Genomic DNA, 19,954 nt, shown 5'->3' with positions numbered 1-19,954 from the left:
ACGCATGTGAATTTGTACATGGTGATTTTCAGTGATTGAACGAGAAGCCATGTTAAATTTCAATGCGACACAATGTGTCGTATTGGCGAATAAAATCTAGTTTTGAAATGTGGACAGTGAAGTGGGCTACAAGATTTATCTTGATGATGTAAGAGCCCCTAATCCCGATTGCGGGTGGGTGGTTTGTCGAACGGTGAACGAGGCCATTCAAACCATTGAACTACATGGCTTGCCTGATCAGATCAGTTTCGACCATGACTTGGGCGAAGGTCAGGCGGACGGTATTGAGCTTGCGAAATGGCTGATTGAAGCCCATCTGGATGCGAAAATCGATTTGTCGATTGATGCGTTTCAGTGGACGGTGCATTCAATGAACCCGGTCGGTCGCGAAAACATCATTTGTCTGTTGTCTTCATTTCAGCAGTATCTGGAAGAAACAAAACAAACTCAGAAGGGAGTGCAGAATGCCAGTGAAACTGACAATTGAACGCGGGCAGGTACCCGTCAAGGTATGGACGCAGGATGTTGATTCGCAGGCTTTGAAGCAGTTAGAGAACGTAGCGCGTTTGCCTATTATTCACCACCATGTGGCTGCCATGCCTGATGTTCACGCGGGCCTGGGTGCAACGATCGGTAGTGTGATTCCGACCTACAAGGCCATTATTCCTGCTGCTGTTGGTGTCGACATTGGCTGCGGGATGATTGCCGCCAAAACAAGCCTGCGTGCTGAACAGTTGGATGAAAAGCTATTGAAAAGTGTTTTTCATCAAATTACTCGAGATGTGCCGGTGGGGAGGAATCAACACAATCCGCACCGTGCACCCGCCGATTTTGCCAAGCCCCTGTCGGCCGAACTTAACGAAATTCTTCAAGCGCACCCGGCTGTTGCCAAAAAGTTTAAGGATTCGAATACCTGGGTGAATCAACTTGGTACCCTTGGAACCGGCAACCATTTCATCGAGCTGTGTCTTGATGAAACCGGGTGTGTATGGGTGATGCTGCATTCCGGAAGCCGTGGAATTGGTAACACCATAGGTACCCATTTCATCGCCTTGGCACGTGAAGAAATGTTGAAGCACGATGCCCAACTGCCCGACGAGGACCTGTCCTATTTCGAGGAAGGGTCGCAGTATTTTGGAGACTACGTCAAGGCGGTGGGCTGGGCGCAACGCTATGCGCAGGAAAACAGAAGGGCCATGTTGAACGCCGTGGTTGCCGGCATGAAACGTCTATTGCCACCTTTCGAGGTTGACGTACAAGCGATTGATTGTCATCACAATTATGTGGAGCGAGAAACCCACTTTGGGGCCGATGTGTGGGTAACGCGCAAGGGAGCCATTCGTTCATCGAAGGGTAGACTGGGTATTGTGCCAGGCAGCATGGGCTCGAAAAGTTATATCGTTCGGGGCAAGGGCAATCCCGAAAGCTTTGAGTCAAGTGCACATGGAGCGGGTAGGGTGATGAGTCGTAGTGCTGCTCAAAAAAAATTCAAGGTAGACGACTTGATCAGGCAAACGGAGGGTGTGGTGTGCAGGAAAGACGCCGCGGTGCTGGATGAAATTCCCGCAGCGTACAAAGACATCGACCAGGTGATGGCGAATCAGTCTGACTTGGTGGAGGTGGTTCACACGTTGAAGCAGGTGGTGTGTGTGAAGGGGTGAAAGATTCACTCACCTTGCCTGTGAGTTAAGCTCCCACCTCCAAGAACTTCAATTTCTGGTTTTTGCTGGTAAATCTAAAGCTAGCCCTTTTCTCTGAATTGTGTCAGGTTCAATCCCTCAAGCGGCTATTTGTAGTCCTTTTCAAGCTCCCTAAGCCATTAGCCACTGCGAGTAAAAGAGTCTCGATCCTACAAGTATCAGATCTTAGAAAAGATCTTTTTTTGGTAAGTTAATATTGTCAAACTTAGCTGGATATGGATCTTTAATAGCGACTGACTCTTTAGGCCTTCGAAGGAAATCGCGCCAATTTTCACGGGTTAACTCTACAGAACGGTTGAATGTTCCCTGTGTGCAAGTATCCATCTTTTCTTCAAAATGAAACTTCTTTGCGATGAAAGAGGCGACCTGATCCTCGTCAATTGAATTTTTCAGAAATGGATAATTGATTTCTAGCTCGACCTTGCTGTCAATCTTGAGCAGTTCGTTGACTTTGCCAAATAGACGATCAACGCGCCCAACACGCTGCTCATTATCCCCCGGGGATCCTGCGAGGCCGTAATGATGAACTTTGCGGCATTGGAGATGTAGGTTGACTCCTTCCTGAAACACTGAGGTTGCAACCAAGACATTAGGATAGAATGGACTGTTAAACCCAAGAATCAGCCGCTGACGGTTTTTAGACTCTCCGCTGGCAAACCACGCAGGGCTCTGAAGCGATGTAAGGGCTCTCCACTCTTTCTGCCATGCCCCAAGCTTGTGATCTATGATTTTCTCGCAAAGCACTTCGAAGGTATCTAGTGCGCTCTTGAAGTAAGCTAGTGTAAGTGATTCCTCAATCTGGTCCGATACGTAGTCTACAAACGCGTTATATCGCACCTGAACATCCACGTCATTACAGTTGCGACTGAACTTAGTGAACCACGCATAAAATTCAACCATTACCGGACTGGCGAACAGAAACCCCGTCCTCACATAGTTCGCAAAGTTCTCAGCAATATCGGGACGATTTTGTGCCCAGTCATCGAGTTTTTTTTTCTGAAGTTTGGAAAGCTGCGGATAAACGAGGGACCAAACCGTCTTCAATTCTTTAACGTATTTATGGGTGTCATACGTCCGACGGGTGGCCACGGATTCCTGTGTATGCAGGGTATGCCTTCGGAACCGAGCCTCCCGTGCGGCGGTAACATAGTCAGCGCGATGCTTCCCACCTTGCTCAAACTTGTAGTAGGTAAGATAACCGCCCAATTTGTAGTCGATGGATGGTTCTAGAAACATTGCGAAAGCGCTCTCAGGCTTTCTGAAGCGAAGACTAACATTCGATGCATCAGTACTGCCGTGACGTCCTTTTTTTACTACAAACAGGTCTGCAATTGCAGAGCCGAGATATGCGTCATTTTCGTCGTTGGCATCTGGCGGTGCTTCATCATTGAAATCCTCTTCTTGAGGAGTGATATTTGATTGGCAGTGCCGAACAAGTTCATCGAAACCGATGCGCGACCACGCTGGCTTGGATGTACGCCACTTATTCACTACTCGGTCGTCATCGTTCAAGCCCCAGGCCTGATAGATCTTCTTCGCCAAAACGGTGTCATAGGCTTCGTTAATGCGCTGGGTTAGCTCACGCACCGAGGGGATGCGCCGAACGAAGACCAGATGCTTATGTTCGTGCAGATCACGTGATTTCTCAAATAGATTTTTAGGCGTGCACTGCTTAACTAAACTACCGTATTTTGGATGATCGGGTAAACATCTGAAGGTTTCAAAGTACCGGGCGCTGAGCCTAGCCAATAGCTCGGAATCGTGGGCCTTGTAATAATCCTTGCCTGTACTTTCTTCGATGCTTATATCAGCGACTTCCGTATGTAGAGGTTCCGTCTCTGCCCGCCCGACGGACTCAAACCCCTCCAAAAAACCGTAAAGTAAACTTTTGTTATCCCTTGTCATTCCAAGTTCAGTGACTAGTTTCTTTTGATACAAAGCAAAGAATATTTCTGACTCTGGGCGCTGATTAAAATCGCAGGGTACGTCATTCTCTATTCGATACTCCCTCTTGCTGTAATCGCACTTCAATCCTTGCATGCGGCGAAATCGCCGCAGGCCGTATTTTGTCATCAGTTCACCCACCGAACAATTTGAGTCTAAGTCGGTCTTCAGGAAATACATCAGGATATTTCGAATATCATCGATTTTGGTATGGCTAGGGGTTGCAGTTAGCAGCAACACCTTGTTCCCTAGTCCCGTTCGAGAAGTACCGAAGAACTCCTCTGCAGCATTAACTCGTTGCGAGCCGCCATCACGGTTTCGGAAGTAGTGGGCCTCATCTATGATGATGAGATCAAAGCCTCCATCACCTACTGCAGCCTTGATTTGGTCGTGTATCTCACGCGCACGCCCGCGAGCGATGCGTATGTTCTCAGTACCTTTGTCACTTGTAGGAACCAGTCCGCTGAGGGCGTGGATGGTGGTGAGATAGAGGTGGTCAGTACCCTTTTCTACAGCAGTGGCGAGAACTTCCAGATCAGAACAGGTCTCTATGGACTGCATTGGACCACTGTTAACTCCATTTTTTACGCGATGGTCAATCTGCCGGTAATGAAACTGCACAAAAGCGTGATATTCACGCCGCCAATGGGCGCAGATGTCTTTATTGGGCGCCATCACCAACACTTTAGCGTTCGGTTTTATTTTCCAGAGCAGGGCAGCTATCCCTAGGGCTTGGAATGTCTTTCCCATCCCAACTTCGTCAGCCAGAAGCGCTACACCGTGGAGGGAAAGCAGATTCCATAGATAGGCAACTCCCTCGGTCTGACGCGAGGCCATCGAGGTCGAATCAGGCCCTTCATAGCACCATTCTGGATTACTGTGGTCAAAGTTTATCCAGTCTGCTACAGATTCTGGACGGAGTACTCCCCATTCAACGCCCGACATACTTGCACTCCTTCTGGATGAAGTTGACATAGTCTGGCTGAATACTCTGAGGCAAGCATGGGATGTTTACTCTCAGCTCATTCCAGCGTGAATCTGGCATTGAGTCTCCTTCTTTCCCTAATTCCCCGCGTTTAAGCTCTGCTTTTTGACATAGCCCCCTTACCTCCTGGGCTAAAAACCAATTGAAAAGTGTGGGCTCACTCACTATCACTTTTTCATTCGTCTTCTCCACAAGCTCAACCAAGCAGCCTGGGCGAGCAAAAACCCAACTGTTGAGTTCTAAAACATTATTGATCGCCTCCAGTTTTTTACCGTATTGATGGGTAGCCTGAAACATGCGGAAATAACTGATGGCTTGCTTTGTTTGTGTCAAATCGCCTTGCGGTGTGTCGCCAAAACCTTCGGCTAGATCTATGCTACTTTCATCGACTGGAAGCCGAAAGGGGATATTGTTATCGAGTCTAGGAGCACCATCGAAAAGGAATGCATTTAGTAAGTCATCCATCGACTCAAATGCCTGACAACGTCGATAGGTAAGCTCAGTTTCTGTAACCAAGGCCCTGTAGACTTCACTTCCATCCCGTATCACCTGAAAGCGCCGCTCGTGTAGCAGCGCCCTCGGATCACTTATGCTCAGTTTTTTTTGAGATTTCAGTTCTTTCTTACGAGGCTTCCAATCTAGGCAGATGGAATCTCTGTGCCCTGGAACCTTGAGAAAAAAACCTTCTTTTGGTTCGCCAGTGTGCCATTGACCATTGAAATTGTAACTTTGCTCTCGCCAATCGAACTCAACATAAATATCGAATGGAAGCTGGTCCGGTACATCCAAAGCTTCTTCACTCAGGAGCTCATCAGATGCAAAAGCAGAATCTGTCACATCAATTTTCTTACCCACAGCACTGCGCCAAGAGTTGGTATCAGTGACTATCACTCCAGCCTCTATATTGACGCCTTTGTCCGATCGGCCAGCCTGATCCAGCAAGTTCGCTCCCTTGACCGTGAAATTCCACGAGCCGATAGCCAGTTTACTGCCCAGCTTCCATACCTTGGCATGGCAAAGTTCAACGCTGTCATGAAGGGCCGACGGATTTCTATAGAACGTAAGAACACCGTCATTAGTCATTTTTTGCAGTGAATCAGTCCATCGCGTTCGGATAAACTGGCCGTTAACAAGATCTGGAACCAGGTGAATCTTCAGCCCTGGAGTAGATACGTTATTCGCAAGTCGTTTGACAAATGCGACCATGTCTTTAGACAAATAGGGCGACCATACCAACAATTCGTTAGCGTTGGTGTTATCAAACAGCTGTGCAATGAATGGCCTATCTTGAAAACTATGGATAAATGACCAGTCACCCTGTGCTCTGGATAGTCCTCTTCTGTCTGGCAAGCGGTGAGTCAAATCCACATTTGCCGCAATTTCACCAAAGAAGAGCTTGACCGCATCATATTGTTCTTTTGTTTCGATAGTTTGGAAAGAAAAAACTTCCTGATTTCGCCCCCATCCGCTTAGGGTAAGATTAGCGCTGCCGGTTCCCAAGATCCGATTACCCTTAACATCTTCTAAATAGATCACCTTAGGATGAAATAGGCTGTCATTGGAGAATCTTTTCTCCCATTTAGCAGGAGACACTCCATGCACTGGAACACCGGTGCGTTTATTCTTGTCAGCCCCCATGAAGCGCTTATCGCAGAAAATGCGGAAGTCGATATTTTTCTGAGTCAGTTCAATCTGAAGATGCTCATAGTCAGAGCGCGCCTTCGGCTGCTCCATCCCTAAAACTGCTGGTAGCAAATAGGTCTCGATAAACTCAATATTGATATTGAAACTTGTGAGCCAGACATAGCGAAGTTCACCGAGTGATTTGATTTGATCTACGAAGGAATTCAGGAGCTTCATCCCATCCCTCCTTGATATCCGCGCACCAGTCGCTGAAACTGTGGCAAGTAATAGCTGTGGTACCAAGCACCCAAGGGCCATTCTAGTTTGCACGGCTCAGACATTGGGCGAGCTTGTAACTTTATTTGATCGCCATCTAACCGTAGCCATGGCGCTTGATTGCGCTCGCTCATCACCTGCCCATGATATTCCACCAGAAGCTCGACCTGATCACGCAGACTAGGAGCGTCTGCGAGCTCAAGCAGAGCATCAAGACGCGCCCGAGCTGTGCCCTTGACAACATTAAGTAGCGCAAGGTTTTTCTTTAACATCTTTGCGTGATTTGGAAGGGCTTTTTTGTTCCGTTCAAAGGAGTCCCATTTTTCTATAACGTCCTTAAGTAATTGGGATTTTTTGTGTGTCATCAAGGTGAACAACAACGTTACGTCAGCGAGGAAGGGCTCTAACTGCTCAATATGCGCCATGTTGAGCAGATCATAGTCCGACAAACCCGCTCTATCACTTTCAGCCATCAAACGCTGCGGCGTAAGGTCCTCGGTCTGTGCGCCCTCGAGATTGTTATCGAGAACTTTTAGCAATGCGCCTGCAGCACCTTGGTCTAGACCTGTGGCTTTGAGCCAGAAGTTACGGGCGTGTTTACCAACCGCTTCCGAAGAGGAAAAAACTTTTGCGTAAGTCTTGCGCAGTTCCTGATTTAAGTCTGAAAAATTGATCTCTGGTTTCTTAGAGTCCTGATGAAGCAATTTTTTAATATGCTGTTGAAATAAATCGGCTAGAGGTTGCAGTGGTGAGGCAAAAAAAAACTGCTCAGCTTCTTGCCATAACGTCTCAGCGTTGGGAAGGTGGTAATTGTAATTGCGGTCAAAATACCCAATCTCTAGCAGTGGAGTCTTATAGCGGCCGCTAACCCCTAGGCCCAACTGCCGGACGAGAATCTGACCCTGCTGTTCATGACTAAAAACAAGTGTTGGTTTTTTTTGCGACTCATTCCACCGTCGTCTACCGTTTGCAATACCCAATACCCCAGTACTGTCCACTCCTTCGTTTTCGTACTCGAGAACGGAGAAGACAAAAATATTTTCAAGATGAAGAAGGCATGCCTGCTTGAAAAGCAGGCTGTCTTTATTCCCATACACACTCGACAAACGCTTGCTCATTACAACCTTCTCGTCTTGAATGATACGGCGGACGAGGAAGTGATTGAATAGGTTAAGAGTGTAGTTGCGTACGTCGTTAGAGATTGAATTGACCCGGTTATTGAAAATCTTTTGACCAAAACTCGTCCAGATGATCAACATACCGAGAGGGTCGATGTATGACTCACCAGTCAAGCGGTCATCATATTCGGTAAGGTATTTAGCTAGAAACATAGGTCCTGATATTGATTATGAACGTACGAAAGTTTCAATGGTGAGATTATTCCCGCACTGGAAATTGCACAGTTTAACTTAACTGATTTTGTGAGGTTGACACATTAATATAAGGCGGCATTAGGTATTTTGACTTAACGTCTATCCCTTTTAAATGTCCAATATCCGACAAGCAGCTAGCGCCCCCATTGCTAGTCCAACCGAATTGATTTTCTTGTGAGAAACATCACTCTCCCTCAAATTAATCCGCACCAGCGGCATCGGTAGCTGATCAGCCAACATACGCAACCGCGGTATACCTGTACCAGCCCCAAGCTCTATAACAACTGTGTTTACGTCCTTCTCAATTTTGTCTTCCAGCCACGTTCGAAACGACATTGTTTGCCCCATGCTTCTTTCGCTGTCCCACATCATGTCGTCAAACATCAAGATATTGGGTCTGGCCACGCCACCACAGGCTGGGCACTTTGGGATATCGCTGGTTAACAGGCAGTTTTCTTCGTCGATTTCTGGTTCTTCACAGTAGGAAGACCAAGTGCGTCCCTTGCAGTTTTCCAGGCATTGAAGCCGGTGGATGGTGCCATGGCACTCGGCAATCTTCGACTCTGAAAATCCTGCTTTTTGAAATTGTCCATCCACGTTGCTGGTGTAGACAAAGTATCCACCTGGTTTGGACTCGCACCACCCCTTGAGTATTTTGAAGCCTTCGTGGGGAGTGGTATTTCTGTACATAGTCAGCCGATGTCCATAAAAACCCCAGGCTCGTCTAGGGTGTTCCACAAACTGATCGGGAGTTGCTATTTCGCGAAAGTCCAGGCCTGCACGGGCCAAGGCCGGGTAGGCTGCCCAAAAGCCTTCGTCACCTCTAAAGTCAGGAAGCCCTGAATCCACGCCCATGCCAGCGCCAGCCATCACAATTATGGCGTCTGCATCTTTAATCAAACGAGCAGCTTTCTCTATCTTGATTTGTAATTCCTGGTCTTCTTGCATGAGTGCTTTATTCGTATTGTGTTATGTCCAAACATAGACTGTCGTACGACGCTTTATGTCGCACTGGTGTTCACAATGTCTGATGAGTTATTCACAACACTCTGAGAAAATCCAAATATGCCCCATATCATTAGCACCCCCGAAGCTTGGTTTCGCGAAAAGCAAACGAGTTTTTTTCAAATCGATTTCGACATCAGTTACGACGAATATTCACAACTTGGCGATGATGGCTGGAAACGTTTGATCAAAGCAGAAAAATTATCCTTGGAAGCCTGGTTGGCAAAGTTCATGCCCCATGTGGATTGGGTGGTTTTAGGTCCTTCTGAGTACAGTGGTTGGATTGAAGGTGGGCCAGCACTAAAAAGTGCAGTACTCCATGACAAACAGGTACATCTTTTTCAATCTGGATGGAGTAAGCACCCTTATTGGCGCTTGGTCGAAAAGCGATTCGAAGACTGGAGAAGCAACATGGATCGCTATGTGTTGTGGAACGGTAAATCTGCTCTAGGCGAAAGAACTTGTTGGGCGGATACTCCTGGTCATGGGCTTGTGGCATTGCTACCAACCGGAGAAGATTCCATAAAAGGGTATTCGAACTTCCTCAGTTCAGAGGATATGTTGTTCAGAATATCCGAGCTACTGGGTACACCAATGGAGCAACTTAGAGATAGCGCACCCAATGGCATTTTCTACAACGGCGATAAACACACTATCGTGATGAATTATCCACGCCATGATCATAGGTTTTCAGAAGATGAGCAGTACTGGGATGCGACCAAGTATGTGGCCGACGAAGAGAAAATTTCTGCTTTGATGCAGTTTCTCAGGATTGACGTTCCGAGAAGTGAACTGACTGTTTACGATAGCGAATTTTAATGGGTGACCTGAAGGTCGAGTTGTTGAATGCCGAACTGCAGATTTTGGACTACCCCGTCTTTCATTGACAAACCAGAGTCTCATTTTGAGACTGCTTGAAACACCTCTGGACTGACCTTAACGTGACGCGAATCACTGTGGGTTCGGTTGTAACACGCTCCTATGTCGGTAAAACGCCGACATTTCAGCTTCGCGTCTTAAGTGAAATATTTTTGAAGTTCGAGTGACTCTCCCGAATTTTTGTATTCGAGGAATTCGTTTCAAATTCAACTGACGAATAGTTTTTCTAAAAATCTTATTAAATTCATAAGTCTACAAACGTGATTGGTCAGTTTTATTGATCGAAAAATCTGTGGTCTTTTATGAACATTACAGCTATTGCACATTATTGTTACTTGCTGGTAATATTTGAAAATATAAAAAATGTCAGAAATTCACTGACAAATTCACGAGACAAATCATGCAAAGTTCAGTACGTGTGCTACAGGCTCTATTGATCGCCTCATGTGGATTGCTCTTCGCTTGCACATCTGATTCAGACTCGTCCACATCTCAAGTTGATGGCGGGCCCACCTCACCAAGTGAACTGACTCGGCAGGTGAGCACACTGGGTTCAAGGTCTGGAGATGCCCTCCAGATGAATGTCATTCAACAAAATGACAATGTTTGGAAAAGTTATGAGCGGGCTGAAGATTTTCCATCGACAGTGGTGCTGCCCAAAGGTTTTATCCGCATGCGGGACGGCGTCGAGCTAGCGTACACCGTGACACTACCGGCCGATACAACAGGCCAGCCTGCTGCAGGGAAGTTCCCAACGATTTTGATTCAAACTTCTTACAACAAGGCGGTTGGCACTTTTGTACCTGAGCTCGGTGGAGCCAACCCCTTTATGGTGAAAAGAGGCTATGCAACGGTTGTTGTGGATGTTCGAGGCACCGGGCACTCCCAAGGCGTGTGGGATGCTTTCGGTGAGAAAGAGCAGGCTGATTACTCTGAAGTGGTGGACTGGGTAATAAGTCAGTCCTGGAGCAATCAATCTGTGGGTGTGTATGGTGTTTCATACTTGGGCATCACCGCTATTCTGACGGCTGCGCAAAATCATCCTGCAGTCAAAGCAGCTTTTCCCATCGTGCCGATCGGAGATGGATATCGAGATATCGTATTTACAGGTGGCCAAGTCAACATCACCTTCATCCCGCTTTGGATGGGATTAATCACAGGTCTGGGTGTTACACCCTTGGATACCTTGCAGACAGATCCTGTTGCTGGTGTAGAGCTTATGATTTCTCACCTGTTAAATGGCCTAACCCAGTTTCAGGTGCCAACGATTTTAAAAGCAGCCCTTGGTGATGAGGAAACTGTTTTCGATGGCGACTTCTGGAAGACTCGCTCTCCTCTTGAGCAGGCGGGTAACATCAAGGTCCCAACCTTTGTAGTGGGGGGATTGCGTGATCTGTTTCAGCGCAGCGAGCCAATGTGGTTTGAGCAATTGAAAGACCAAACCACAACAAAGCTACTGATTGGACCCTGGACACACATTGAAACAGCGGGGATTCCAACCGATGGCCTTCCCAAGGATGGTGTTCCACCTTTGGAGCAGATTCAATTGATGTGGTTTGATCAGTACCTCAAAGGTATGGACGTACAGGCTGAAAAATTACCCAATGTCACCCAGTACGTGTTGGGGCACGATAAATATGAGACATCAAGCGATTGGCCTCACCCACAGGTCAAGGCTGTTGAATATTTTTTGCGGGGTGACAAATTTTTGAAAGAAGCGCCAGCGGAGTCTACAGAACCTAGCAGCAAGGTATTACAGGCTCCTTTATTTGGCTTGTGTTCAGCATCTACTAATCAATGGACAGCGGGTGCTCTTGGATTCTTTCCGAATCCATGCAACACAGAAGACACCTTTAATCAAATCCCTTCTGCCAATTTCAGGACGCCCGTCCTGGAAGAAGACATGTATATCAATGGCCCTATCGCGGCCGATATCTGGATTACTTCCTCGGCTCGCGAGGCCGCGTTATCTGTTCGAATTTCAAGTTTTGACCCTGCAACAGGACGCTCGCAAGCCATAAGTAATGGCCTGCTAACTGCATCGCACCGTGCGGTTGATGACAAGAAGTCCAGGTTTATGAATGGTCTGAGAATACAACCTTGGCATCCCTTTACGAAGTCGGCTGTACTTCCCGTTGTTCCAGGTGAACCCATGTTGCTGCCGGTCGAAATTTTTTCAACAGCAGCGATGATCCCAAAGGGTCAGCAGTTGCAGATTTCTATCAATTCCAGCAATTTGCCACAGGGTTTGCAGCCAGTTCCACAATTACTCAACGGTCTGGCCGGGGTGATCACAGTGCTGAATAGTGACAAGCACCAGTCAAAAGTCGTGTTGCCGGTTGTCCCTATCGAGACATTGCGAAATTAGTCGATTGAATGGGCGTTACCCCGATTTCTTGTTGGCTGACAAGTCATCGGGCCAGGGATGTCAACAAGCAAATAGAAAAAATTAGAAGCAAGGGCTTGGATGAGTCCAATTTACCGAGCCGACGACCTCGTCTTTTTTAGCAACGGTTACGAAATCTATTGCTGGCACTTTAGCTCTAGCTGAATGTTCGAGTTGCTTTGGTCTTCCACGAGTTGAGGCCACAAATCGATCCATCCCGGGTTAAGTGATTCAATCAACAGTAGGCGCATATCTCTGGGCCAGTTTCGGACTCGCCTCATGCGCGCCAAATACTTTTCGTAATCATTCCACACTTCAAAATAGATGAGCCGCTCCATTCGGTGATAGTGGGCAAAATCCCGGCGAGTTCCAGCATGGTGCTCCTTCATTCTGGAGTAGAGGCACAACGTTTCGCCCAGATACAGCGGGCCATTTGGCTTACTGTTGGACAACATGTAAAGCCAATACTTTTCTTGAGTGTCGTTGCCCTTGGGCAACCCGATGTCCTTGAGCATACTTAATTCCTAGATTCAAGCTGATCGGGCTAAGGTTTTCTTAACCAAAGTAAGAGAAGTACCGACCCAGTGTATGCTCATAAATGGGTAGGAAGTGTTAATTTACTTTTTAAATTTATTTAGCCATCAATCCGTTAGATTTTCACTCTTTTAAACCACAGAAACCTTTTATATCCATTGGTTTAAAAATATGGAAAGTCAAGGGTTCTATAAATTGGAATATTCAATTTACGAAGCAAAAACCGCAGGGATCATGACCAGCTTTTGCATGTGATGAGCAAAGATTTTTCCTTGATTAAAATGAGAAAGGGTACGCTTTTGTTACACATCTGGTCTGATCTGAGCATTCATCTTCCAAAGTGCTGCTGACAAGTTCAATAAATTTGGGTGAAGGGTAGGAACGTAACGAAAACTAAATTGTGGGACTCTGTCTAGAATCAATCGCACAAGTGCCTCGGCTCGCCACTGATTCCGTTCGGTCTTCAACGTGGCCTAATCCGCTTATCGTGGGCAATTCAGACCGCCTGACGCTCTGTATAAAATTTGATACACTTCCCAGAGGATCATGCGCTCCAATGAATGAAAAGCCTATCTTCTGGCGAGGTCCCCTACCGCGATCAAAAAAGCTGTCTGTACAGATCGGGCTGGAGCAGAAGCTGGTCATCAGCTTAGCCTGCTTAAATTAGGACCCGACACGGAAGATTGGAAGCTATTCGCCCTTTAGGTCTATGAACTAATAAAATTCCAACTATCGATTGAAAATGGGTGGTTTGGAGTCACGCACGTTGCCAAGTTCCTGGTGGCTTTTAGGTGCTTTATCTTTTAAGAAAAAGCATCAACCACTACATGGAAGAGGAAAGACACAACATGGACTGGGTACAAGGCAGCTTTGGTGGAAAGGAATTCAAAATGAAAATTGAGACCAAATCAGTACATGTAACTCCGGTAGGCGATAATTTATTTGCCGATTTGGGGTTCGGTCCAGGGCAGTCCGCTGCACTGAAAGCTGACTCCCAGCGAATCATTTCTGAGAAATTGATAATCAAAAACTCCCTGATGGGAGAACTGGCGAAGTGGATTGATGAGAACCAGTTAAAACAAGTGGAAGCTGCTCAAATCCTCGGAGTGTCCCGCCCTCGCGTATCCGATGTAGTTAATGGAAAATCTACAAAATTCACCATTGATTCACTTGTTGATATGCTTGCAAGAACTGGAAAAAATATCGTTCTGTCAATTCGCTAATTCCTAACGATCTGGAATAGGCATCCGAACAACCCATGTGAATCGCCCCGACTTTCATAGTCAGTTCGAAGGACGGTTTTGGACTACCCCGCCTATCGTGGACAACTCCCGGTTAATATTTGGAGAGATAGAAATGATGCAAGTGCCAACTAGCAAGAAAGATGAACTCACAAAAAAAGAAATACTGATTTATGGTGTCTTGCATAAGATGGGAGTTATTTGGACCCTTGGAGCACTCTGCTGGTACTTCTTTGTTTTCAAGTCTGAACTTAGCCTTTTCGGAGTTTTGTTTCTAGTATTTCCATGCATTTTGGTTATGGTCTTTGGTTGGTCCTTGAGGTTTGATACGAGAGTAATGCGCAGAATAAGTTAGGCAAATAACCAGTAAAAGTGAGTCGCCCAACTTTTGTCATACTCCCCTTACATTTTTTGCTGCGACAAATCTTCATTTAACTTGTGGTGAAAAACACTTTAGTACTGAAAGTGCCAAAAAAAGGCACTTTTAGCTAAAACACTATTTTCCAATCTGTGAAAACATTCCCTTTCACGACCTTCGGGCAGCAGGGAATGCAAATGGACAATTCAAGGGTTTTCGCAGACGAGTCAATTGATCAGCTAATCGCTGAGCCTGAATTCTCACGTTTCATAAAGGTTTTCGGACTTCCCTATGGGGCCGCCGATCTGGATCTTGGTATCGAAAACCTACTGAGTGCCTGTCAGTTGGTCTCGACGGAGGTGAGAGCCTTTCTTAAGCTTGATGAGGCAATCTGCCTTTTGATCAAGAACAAGTCGCGCCTAGAGCAACTTCAGTCGAAAAATAGCGCAATCAAACTAGTTCCCAAGGATGGTCAGTACTCCTGTTTACTTGCTTACAACAGGGTAATTGACGCGGAGAGGCTTGGACTTGCGCTGGTACTGGTAGCAATGTTCCTAGGCGATTACCACCCCAAAACGCTCATCCAAGTACTGAGTAAGCATGTAAACCGTGACCCTCTCACTAATCTCTCGTTTCGTGGAGATTTTCAAGTTCAGAAGGCTATCGAAAGGGCCAAGCTTCAGTCGTTGAAAACTCTGCACTATTTAGTCGAAGGCAAAACGCGCTCCTTGTATGACCAATTACAGGCGCATTTCACCCGCCTGTTTGATATCCATGATCTGCAAAGAAAAAGGTTATTGCTGACCCATTCACGGTTTTCAAAAGAGAGGCTAATCGAGGCTTGTTCGCATATTCAGGAGCGGGTGGGGCATGGCGATGGCACTGCCATTTGTGAACTGCTTTCGCTTCACTTGAACTGTCCGCCCTTCCTCTTGCCAGCCCTACCTTGTTGGCCTCAACCAGGAGCCTTTCACTGGCTTTCTATTAAAGATTACGTTGTCCACACCAATCGCTCGCTATTCTTGCCAAAAGGTCGAGTATCTCCTGCCCCTGCGGGATCAGCCGCGGAGTGGTATCTAGCAAGGCCGCTGGCCCAAGTATTAAAAGATCCACTGGAAAAGGCTCTAGTGGCAAATCCCGAAGCGAAAAACTTGGGTGATCTGCTCGGAGTTTCTGAAAACGCAATCAATCGCGAATTTCCTGAACTTACGGATTTACGAAATCGATTAGGTATCGAAGGCGCGCTTCGATACGGTGATGACGTACTTGCAGCATTCGCATTTTCTGATCCGCGATTGCTATCCCGCGGACCAGCTTATTACCAAAAAGTCGAGCAACGGGACGCTGTTCAGCTGTTCTGCTCGGTTCTCGAATCGTTTGGTGTCGCGATGACAGCACCTCACGCTAACTCAACTTTGGGCTTTGGTTCATTGGCCCATGTGGAGGAGGCAGTGGTGGCGAACGCTTGGTCAGCATTGGTAACCAAGGTTGAGAATCTAAGACCAAAAAGGTCCGACAATTGGATGGAGGTTGTGGAGTATCACAACGCGTATGTCATCACTGTGGCATTCCTGTGCTCGATTGGTTTCGCGTTGAGGCCAGCGCTGGAATACCCGGTGAGGCGATGCTCGCTAGGTACAGATTATCTGGCGCTTAACGACAAAGAAAGCCACGATGTGACGGAGTTTTCCGAAGTACCTTTCGGCCAAACACTAAAAATACAGCTTGATTTTTACATCAAACATCTCACGCAACTCAGTGTTAAGGCCCGTAATTTGGAATGTTCTGACTCAATCGCTCAGGGCATCTCCCGTGTCGTAGGGGTCGACTCTCCCGAAGCACTACTTTTTCGCATCACACGCAAGGGGCTTCATCCCATCGGATCGGCTGACATCAATAGCGCACTTCGTGAACTTGGTTTTGATCTACCACCAAATTTTGGTCGGCACCTGATTCAATCTGCGCTGGCGGGTTTAAGCCGAGTGGAAAAGAGCAAGGTTTCACGTCATGGTTCGATTTTCCTTTCTGCCAACAACGCCGGCGTTCATCTGTCACCCGACCACGCATCTTCAAACGTGGTTCATCGCGCAGAGGGACTTTTTAAAAGGCTCAGTATCATTCCAATTAGCGGTATCGAAGCTTGAGGTCGACGATGAAAAAGCTAAATGACATTAGCACCAACAGGTACAAGACACCGTTAGTCCGTGGTTATCTGCGATCAGATTTAAATGGTCTACGCGATCTGATTGTCAGTATTGAGCCAGAGAAGGTATTTGTTCAACGACAATTCATTGAGCGTTGGAAAAGCTTCAGGCAAAGAAAGCTTCAACCCCTTGGGGTTGCCGAACGCTTGCTGGTGAGCTTGATTGTTAACGATCTGGTCCTCCGTCTTGATCTTCTGGAAAAGGCAGTTCGGGCCATCCCAGCAATTTCTCTCGAGCAATACATCGATGCCGGTTTAATTTCCTTAGAGCTCGAGGACAGCTCGGTCATCAATATTCTCCTGAGTGAAGCCACGTGTCGACTGATCAGGAAGCATCAAGATGATCTAGCTGGCTTAAAAATTGATGTCCAGAAAACACTCGCGATTATTGATAAATGGTTTTGGGGTGAGGGTAGTGGGGAAAGTTTTGTTGGAGGGTATGCGCTTTTCATCAGGCAGTACCTGCCGCCACTGATCTTCGCGTCAATCGTGGGTTTTATCGATTACACCTGTCTCGACAAAAGGGTTCTGGATCGCGCCAATCGAAGTCATGCCACGCCAAAAATTGAATCCGATGAAATCAATGAACAGCAAACTCAGGAACTTTGGGATTCTGGAAGCGGTACGTCTCGCTGGTGGTTCGCTCACCAGTTACTGAACTGGTTAAAAGAGCACCAGAAGGGGGTAGTTTCTACGAATGCAATCCTTCTTCAAATCGACACATCACTCGCACCTTTGGTGGATCAAGATACAGCGGCCCATCTTTATACCGATTGGGTTCGGTATTTACTCACCTTCGGTTCTCGTCACAAATCAAAGCTTAAACCGTCGACCACCGAACAGTATGCTCGACTGGTATTTCGCCACTTGTTTGAAAGTGCCAATCCTCAGTTATCAATCGATGAATTTTTAACTCAACACGTAGAATCGCCCAATATTCCAATTTTGTCAGACATTGCTGGAAGCTCAGCTCAACAACTCAATGCTGCCCTCGATGTGCTCAAAACCTACTTATTGGAAGTTCATTCTGTCGAGATGTACATGGCTGGGATGCCAAGTTATGACAGCGTGATTGAAGCAGAGATCGTTTGGCCGGGTGAAATTGTTGAAGCAGTTCGGCAAGCTCGGTCGATTCCTGATCGAACCCTTTCAGTCAACTGTTCAATCGCATTCGTGCTTTCAATTTTGGTCAGATTGAGGATCAGTGAACTTCTGGCACTGCAGATAAGAGACTTTCAGATCTCGAAGTTGGAAGCCACAGTTTTGCTAACGATTCGCGCCAGCAAATCCGAGGCAGGTGTAAGAACAGTGCGGGTTCCTTTGGAACAAGCAGAGTTAATAGTAGAGTTCGTGACGTATCGGATCCAAGTTGATAAGGCACACGAAAAATCATCAATATGGGGAAACTATGAGACCGCCGATGTTTACAGGCAATCAGCTTTTGTCGCCCAGTTGAACGGTATTCTCAAGCTAGCCACTGGCGACTTGGCAGCGCGTTTTCATTGGCTCTCGCACGCAAAAGCGACTTCGGAGTTTTGGCAACTCTTCAGTGGTCATTCACGATATCTGGAACAACCCAATCCAGTTTTTGCGATCACGGCAGATCTAGGTCATTTGAGTTATCACACATCATGGACCACCTATACACACTGCGTGGATCATTTAATTGCCCAGGCTGCAAGAAATCTATGGGGTTCGATCCCGCGCGATTACCTGCCATCGTGGGACTTTCGGATATGGTTGAGTGCCGCAAGCATTAATACCTACAAATCGGCAGTTCGGCGCGGAAATTCACGGAGCCTATCCACCGGTCAATCTCATGCAAGGCTGGTTTATGGAAACGAGCCGATCAGAACGCGATTAGCTTTTGATCAAACCGCAATTCAATTTCCCGATTTTCAGGAAATCTGGCCTAAGACGAAGACGATAGCGGACTTGATCCCAGTCGATATTTTTAAATTGGTGTGTTTACTCGCACGCGTCGAAGGCATTGATCGGGCTCATCTCATTCAGCAATTTGGCATAGATCGACAAATCTTTGATCGAATTTATTGGGTACTCGGGCAGCACGGCCGTTTCGAACCAGCGTCTCCATGGAACCCAGATGTTCTGCGTTATTTTTCGCACTTGGATAAAGCGTTCAATCTTGGCTTTCGACACGTTGCTAGATCTATGTTGCTCGGGTTGACTGCCGGCAGTTTCAACCGGGATGAAGACTATTTTTATTTGCGCGAAATCTTCACATCAAAAAACCTGTCACTTCCATTAGGTGATCCACGTTTTAAAAAACTCATCGATTTTTTGAAAGCTTCAGGAGTACAACCCGAGCAATGCAGCTTCGAGGTCGGAGAGCTTGTTTCTAGAAGTGACAGCGATCAGGCAATTGATCTGTTTTCTTATACCTATTTGAGTGCTCCGCGAGTAAGTTACAGCAGTGGGAGCGGAAGAAAGCAGATTCGGCTTCATATCTACAAATCGGATTTGCGGCCATCTTCCAAAGTGTTCAATAGCGAAAACAAATCGCTGTTTAGCGGCGCAACAGAAAAGAGATCAAATCTTGGTAACAGGGCCGCAATCGGAGTTTGCTTGCAGGCAGCACTTTTCTGTCAAGTCGCCGTTTGGGATCTACATCACAGGAGCCAAATTTGATGCCCCCGAATCAAAAAATTGCCGTTCCCTTGGATTGGTTATGGCCATTGAAGATTCGTCAATTTATTCCCGAGCTGCATCGCCATGATTTTGAGGATATTGATAGAAAAGTCCGTACGGTGCTGTCTCCCGTTTTTGCCCTGATTCCAGAGCTTGCGATTTCCGGTGCACTACAAACTCGATTAAATCCCCATACTCAACGCGTTGAGGTTTTTTATCAACCAGTGCTCATCTCGGCCAAGCAGTACCAATTGCCATTTGATGATCATCGCAGCGAAAAACTCGAGGCTATTCTAAAAAGTTGCCTCGAGGAATTTAACAGACTTCCGTTGATGCTTGAGATGTTGCTAAAAGCTCAGGAGCTCAAGCCGCTCAAATCTTTATCGCCACAGGAATATCAGGCACTTTCTGTACTCCGTGCCTTGCTTGACTTACGCTTGCCGAAGGAGTCTTTCGCAAACAACCACAGCTTGAAACTTCACGAGTCAAAAGGTCCGGATACAGAGCATCAACTTAGTTTCCAGGCGAAGGTAGAATTCAAAGGTCGTCAATCCGTTATGGTGCATTCAGTTCGCTGGAACAAAACAAATGCAGTGATTGTGAACCGACGCAAATTTGAGGTGCAATTTCGACAAACCCACCTTCTTGATGATGGGGATGAGTACCTCAATCGATTTGAGCAACTTTTACTCAGTGAGCGAACTGCTCAATTCGTTTGTAGGGTTACCCTGCAAGAACGCAATGGAAAGCGAAAGGTGAAAAATGCGTTTCTTGAGCGATTAATTGATGAATAAAAGA

13 protein-coding genes are annotated in these 19,954 nt (G+C 46.7%); 8 read left to right on the top strand and 5 right to left on the bottom strand.

Annotated features, from left to right (window positions below):
* Positions 1-109: 109 nt before the first annotated feature.
* Both RGQ30_RS10215 and RGQ30_RS10210 read left to right on the top strand, forming a co-directional pair.
* Positions 110-487, top strand: coding sequence for a cyclic-phosphate processing receiver domain-containing protein (locus tag RGQ30_RS10215; RefSeq protein WP_130556021.1), 378 nt, complete (start codon positions 110-112; stop codon positions 485-487).
* Entirely contained in the window at positions 465-1,661 is a 1,197-nt protein-coding gene (locus tag RGQ30_RS10210) for an RtcB family protein (protein WP_130556022.1), read from the top strand. The genes RGQ30_RS10215 and RGQ30_RS10210 overlap by 23 nt, the downstream gene beginning before the upstream one ends.
* Positions 1,662-1,865: 204 nt before the next feature.
* On the opposite strand, the gene RGQ30_RS10205 is transcribed toward RGQ30_RS10210, so the two are convergent.
* The 4 genes from RGQ30_RS10205 to RGQ30_RS10190 all read right to left on the bottom strand — a co-directional run bounded on the left by RGQ30_RS10205 (position 1,866) and on the right by RGQ30_RS10190 (position 8,849).
* A complete protein-coding gene (locus RGQ30_RS10205) occupies positions 1,866-4,589 on the bottom strand; it encodes a DEAD/DEAH box helicase (RefSeq protein ID WP_130556023.1) in 2,724 nt (907 codons plus the stop codon).
* Positions 4,576-6,489, bottom strand: a complete 1,914-nt coding sequence (locus RGQ30_RS10200; protein WP_130556024.1) for a phospholipase D-like domain-containing protein — start codon at positions 6,487-6,489, stop codon at positions 4,576-4,578. Before RGQ30_RS10200 ends, RGQ30_RS10205 begins: the two co-directional genes overlap by 14 nt.
* Positions 6,486-7,859, bottom strand: coding sequence for a hypothetical protein (locus RGQ30_RS10195; RefSeq protein WP_130556025.1), 1,374 nt, complete (start codon positions 7,857-7,859; stop codon positions 6,486-6,488). Before RGQ30_RS10195 ends, RGQ30_RS10200 begins: the two co-directional genes overlap by 4 nt.
* Positions 7,860-8,009: 150 nt before the next feature.
* Positions 8,010-8,849, bottom strand: a complete 840-nt coding sequence (locus RGQ30_RS10190) for an SIR2 family NAD-dependent protein deacylase (RefSeq protein ID WP_130556026.1) — start codon at positions 8,847-8,849, stop codon at positions 8,010-8,012.
* A gap of 117 nt (positions 8,850-8,966) precedes the next feature.
* Between RGQ30_RS10190 and RGQ30_RS10185 the strand changes: the two genes are divergently transcribed.
* Both RGQ30_RS10185 and RGQ30_RS10180 read left to right on the top strand, forming a co-directional pair.
* Positions 8,967-9,725: a hypothetical protein gene (locus RGQ30_RS10185; RefSeq protein ID WP_130556027.1), complete on the top strand. Its 759-nt coding sequence runs from the start codon at positions 8,967-8,969 to the stop codon at positions 9,723-9,725.
* A 637-nt stretch (positions 9,726-10,362) separates the two neighbouring features.
* Positions 10,363-12,153, top strand: coding sequence for a CocE/NonD family hydrolase (locus tag RGQ30_RS10180; RefSeq protein WP_338284379.1), 1,791 nt, complete (start codon positions 10,363-10,365; stop codon positions 12,151-12,153).
* Positions 12,154-12,308: 155 nt separating this feature from the next.
* Here RGQ30_RS10180 and RGQ30_RS10175 read toward each other — a convergent pair whose 3' ends face one another.
* Positions 12,309-12,686, bottom strand: coding sequence for a GIY-YIG nuclease family protein (locus tag RGQ30_RS10175; RefSeq protein ID WP_130556029.1), 378 nt, complete (start codon positions 12,684-12,686; stop codon positions 12,309-12,311).
* Between the two features lie 909 nt (positions 12,687-13,595).
* On the opposite strand from RGQ30_RS10175, the gene RGQ30_RS10170 reads away from it, so the two are divergent.
* The 4 genes from RGQ30_RS10170 (at position 13,596) to RGQ30_RS10155 (ending at position 19,950) form a co-directional block, all read left to right on the top strand.
* The gene (locus RGQ30_RS10170; RefSeq protein WP_130556950.1) at positions 13,596-13,928 is read left to right on the top strand and encodes an XRE family transcriptional regulator; all 333 of its coding nucleotides are present in this window, start codon (positions 13,596-13,598) and stop codon (positions 13,926-13,928) included.
* A 573-nt stretch (positions 13,929-14,501) separates the two neighbouring features.
* Positions 14,502-16,448: a hypothetical protein gene (locus RGQ30_RS10165; protein ID WP_338284376.1), complete on the top strand. Its 1,947-nt coding sequence runs from the start codon at positions 14,502-14,504 to the stop codon at positions 16,446-16,448.
* Positions 16,449-16,456: 8 nt separating this feature from the next.
* Positions 16,457-19,156, top strand: a complete 2,700-nt coding sequence (locus RGQ30_RS10160; RefSeq protein WP_130556031.1) for a site-specific integrase — start codon at positions 16,457-16,459, stop codon at positions 19,154-19,156.
* Complete coding sequence (locus tag RGQ30_RS10155; protein ID WP_130556032.1) at positions 19,156-19,950, top strand: hypothetical protein; 795 nt, start codon at positions 19,156-19,158, stop codon at positions 19,948-19,950. The genes RGQ30_RS10160 and RGQ30_RS10155 overlap by 1 nt, the downstream gene beginning before the upstream one ends.
* The last annotated feature ends 4 nt before the right edge of the window (positions 19,951-19,954 follow it).

Source organism: Limnobacter thiooxidans (genome assembly GCF_036323495.1).
GTDB classification, from domain to species: Bacteria; Pseudomonadota; Gammaproteobacteria; order Burkholderiales; family Burkholderiaceae_B; genus Limnobacter; species Limnobacter thiooxidans.
Note: the sequence above shows the minus strand (reverse complement) of the source record. Positions and strands in the feature narration are given on the sequence as shown.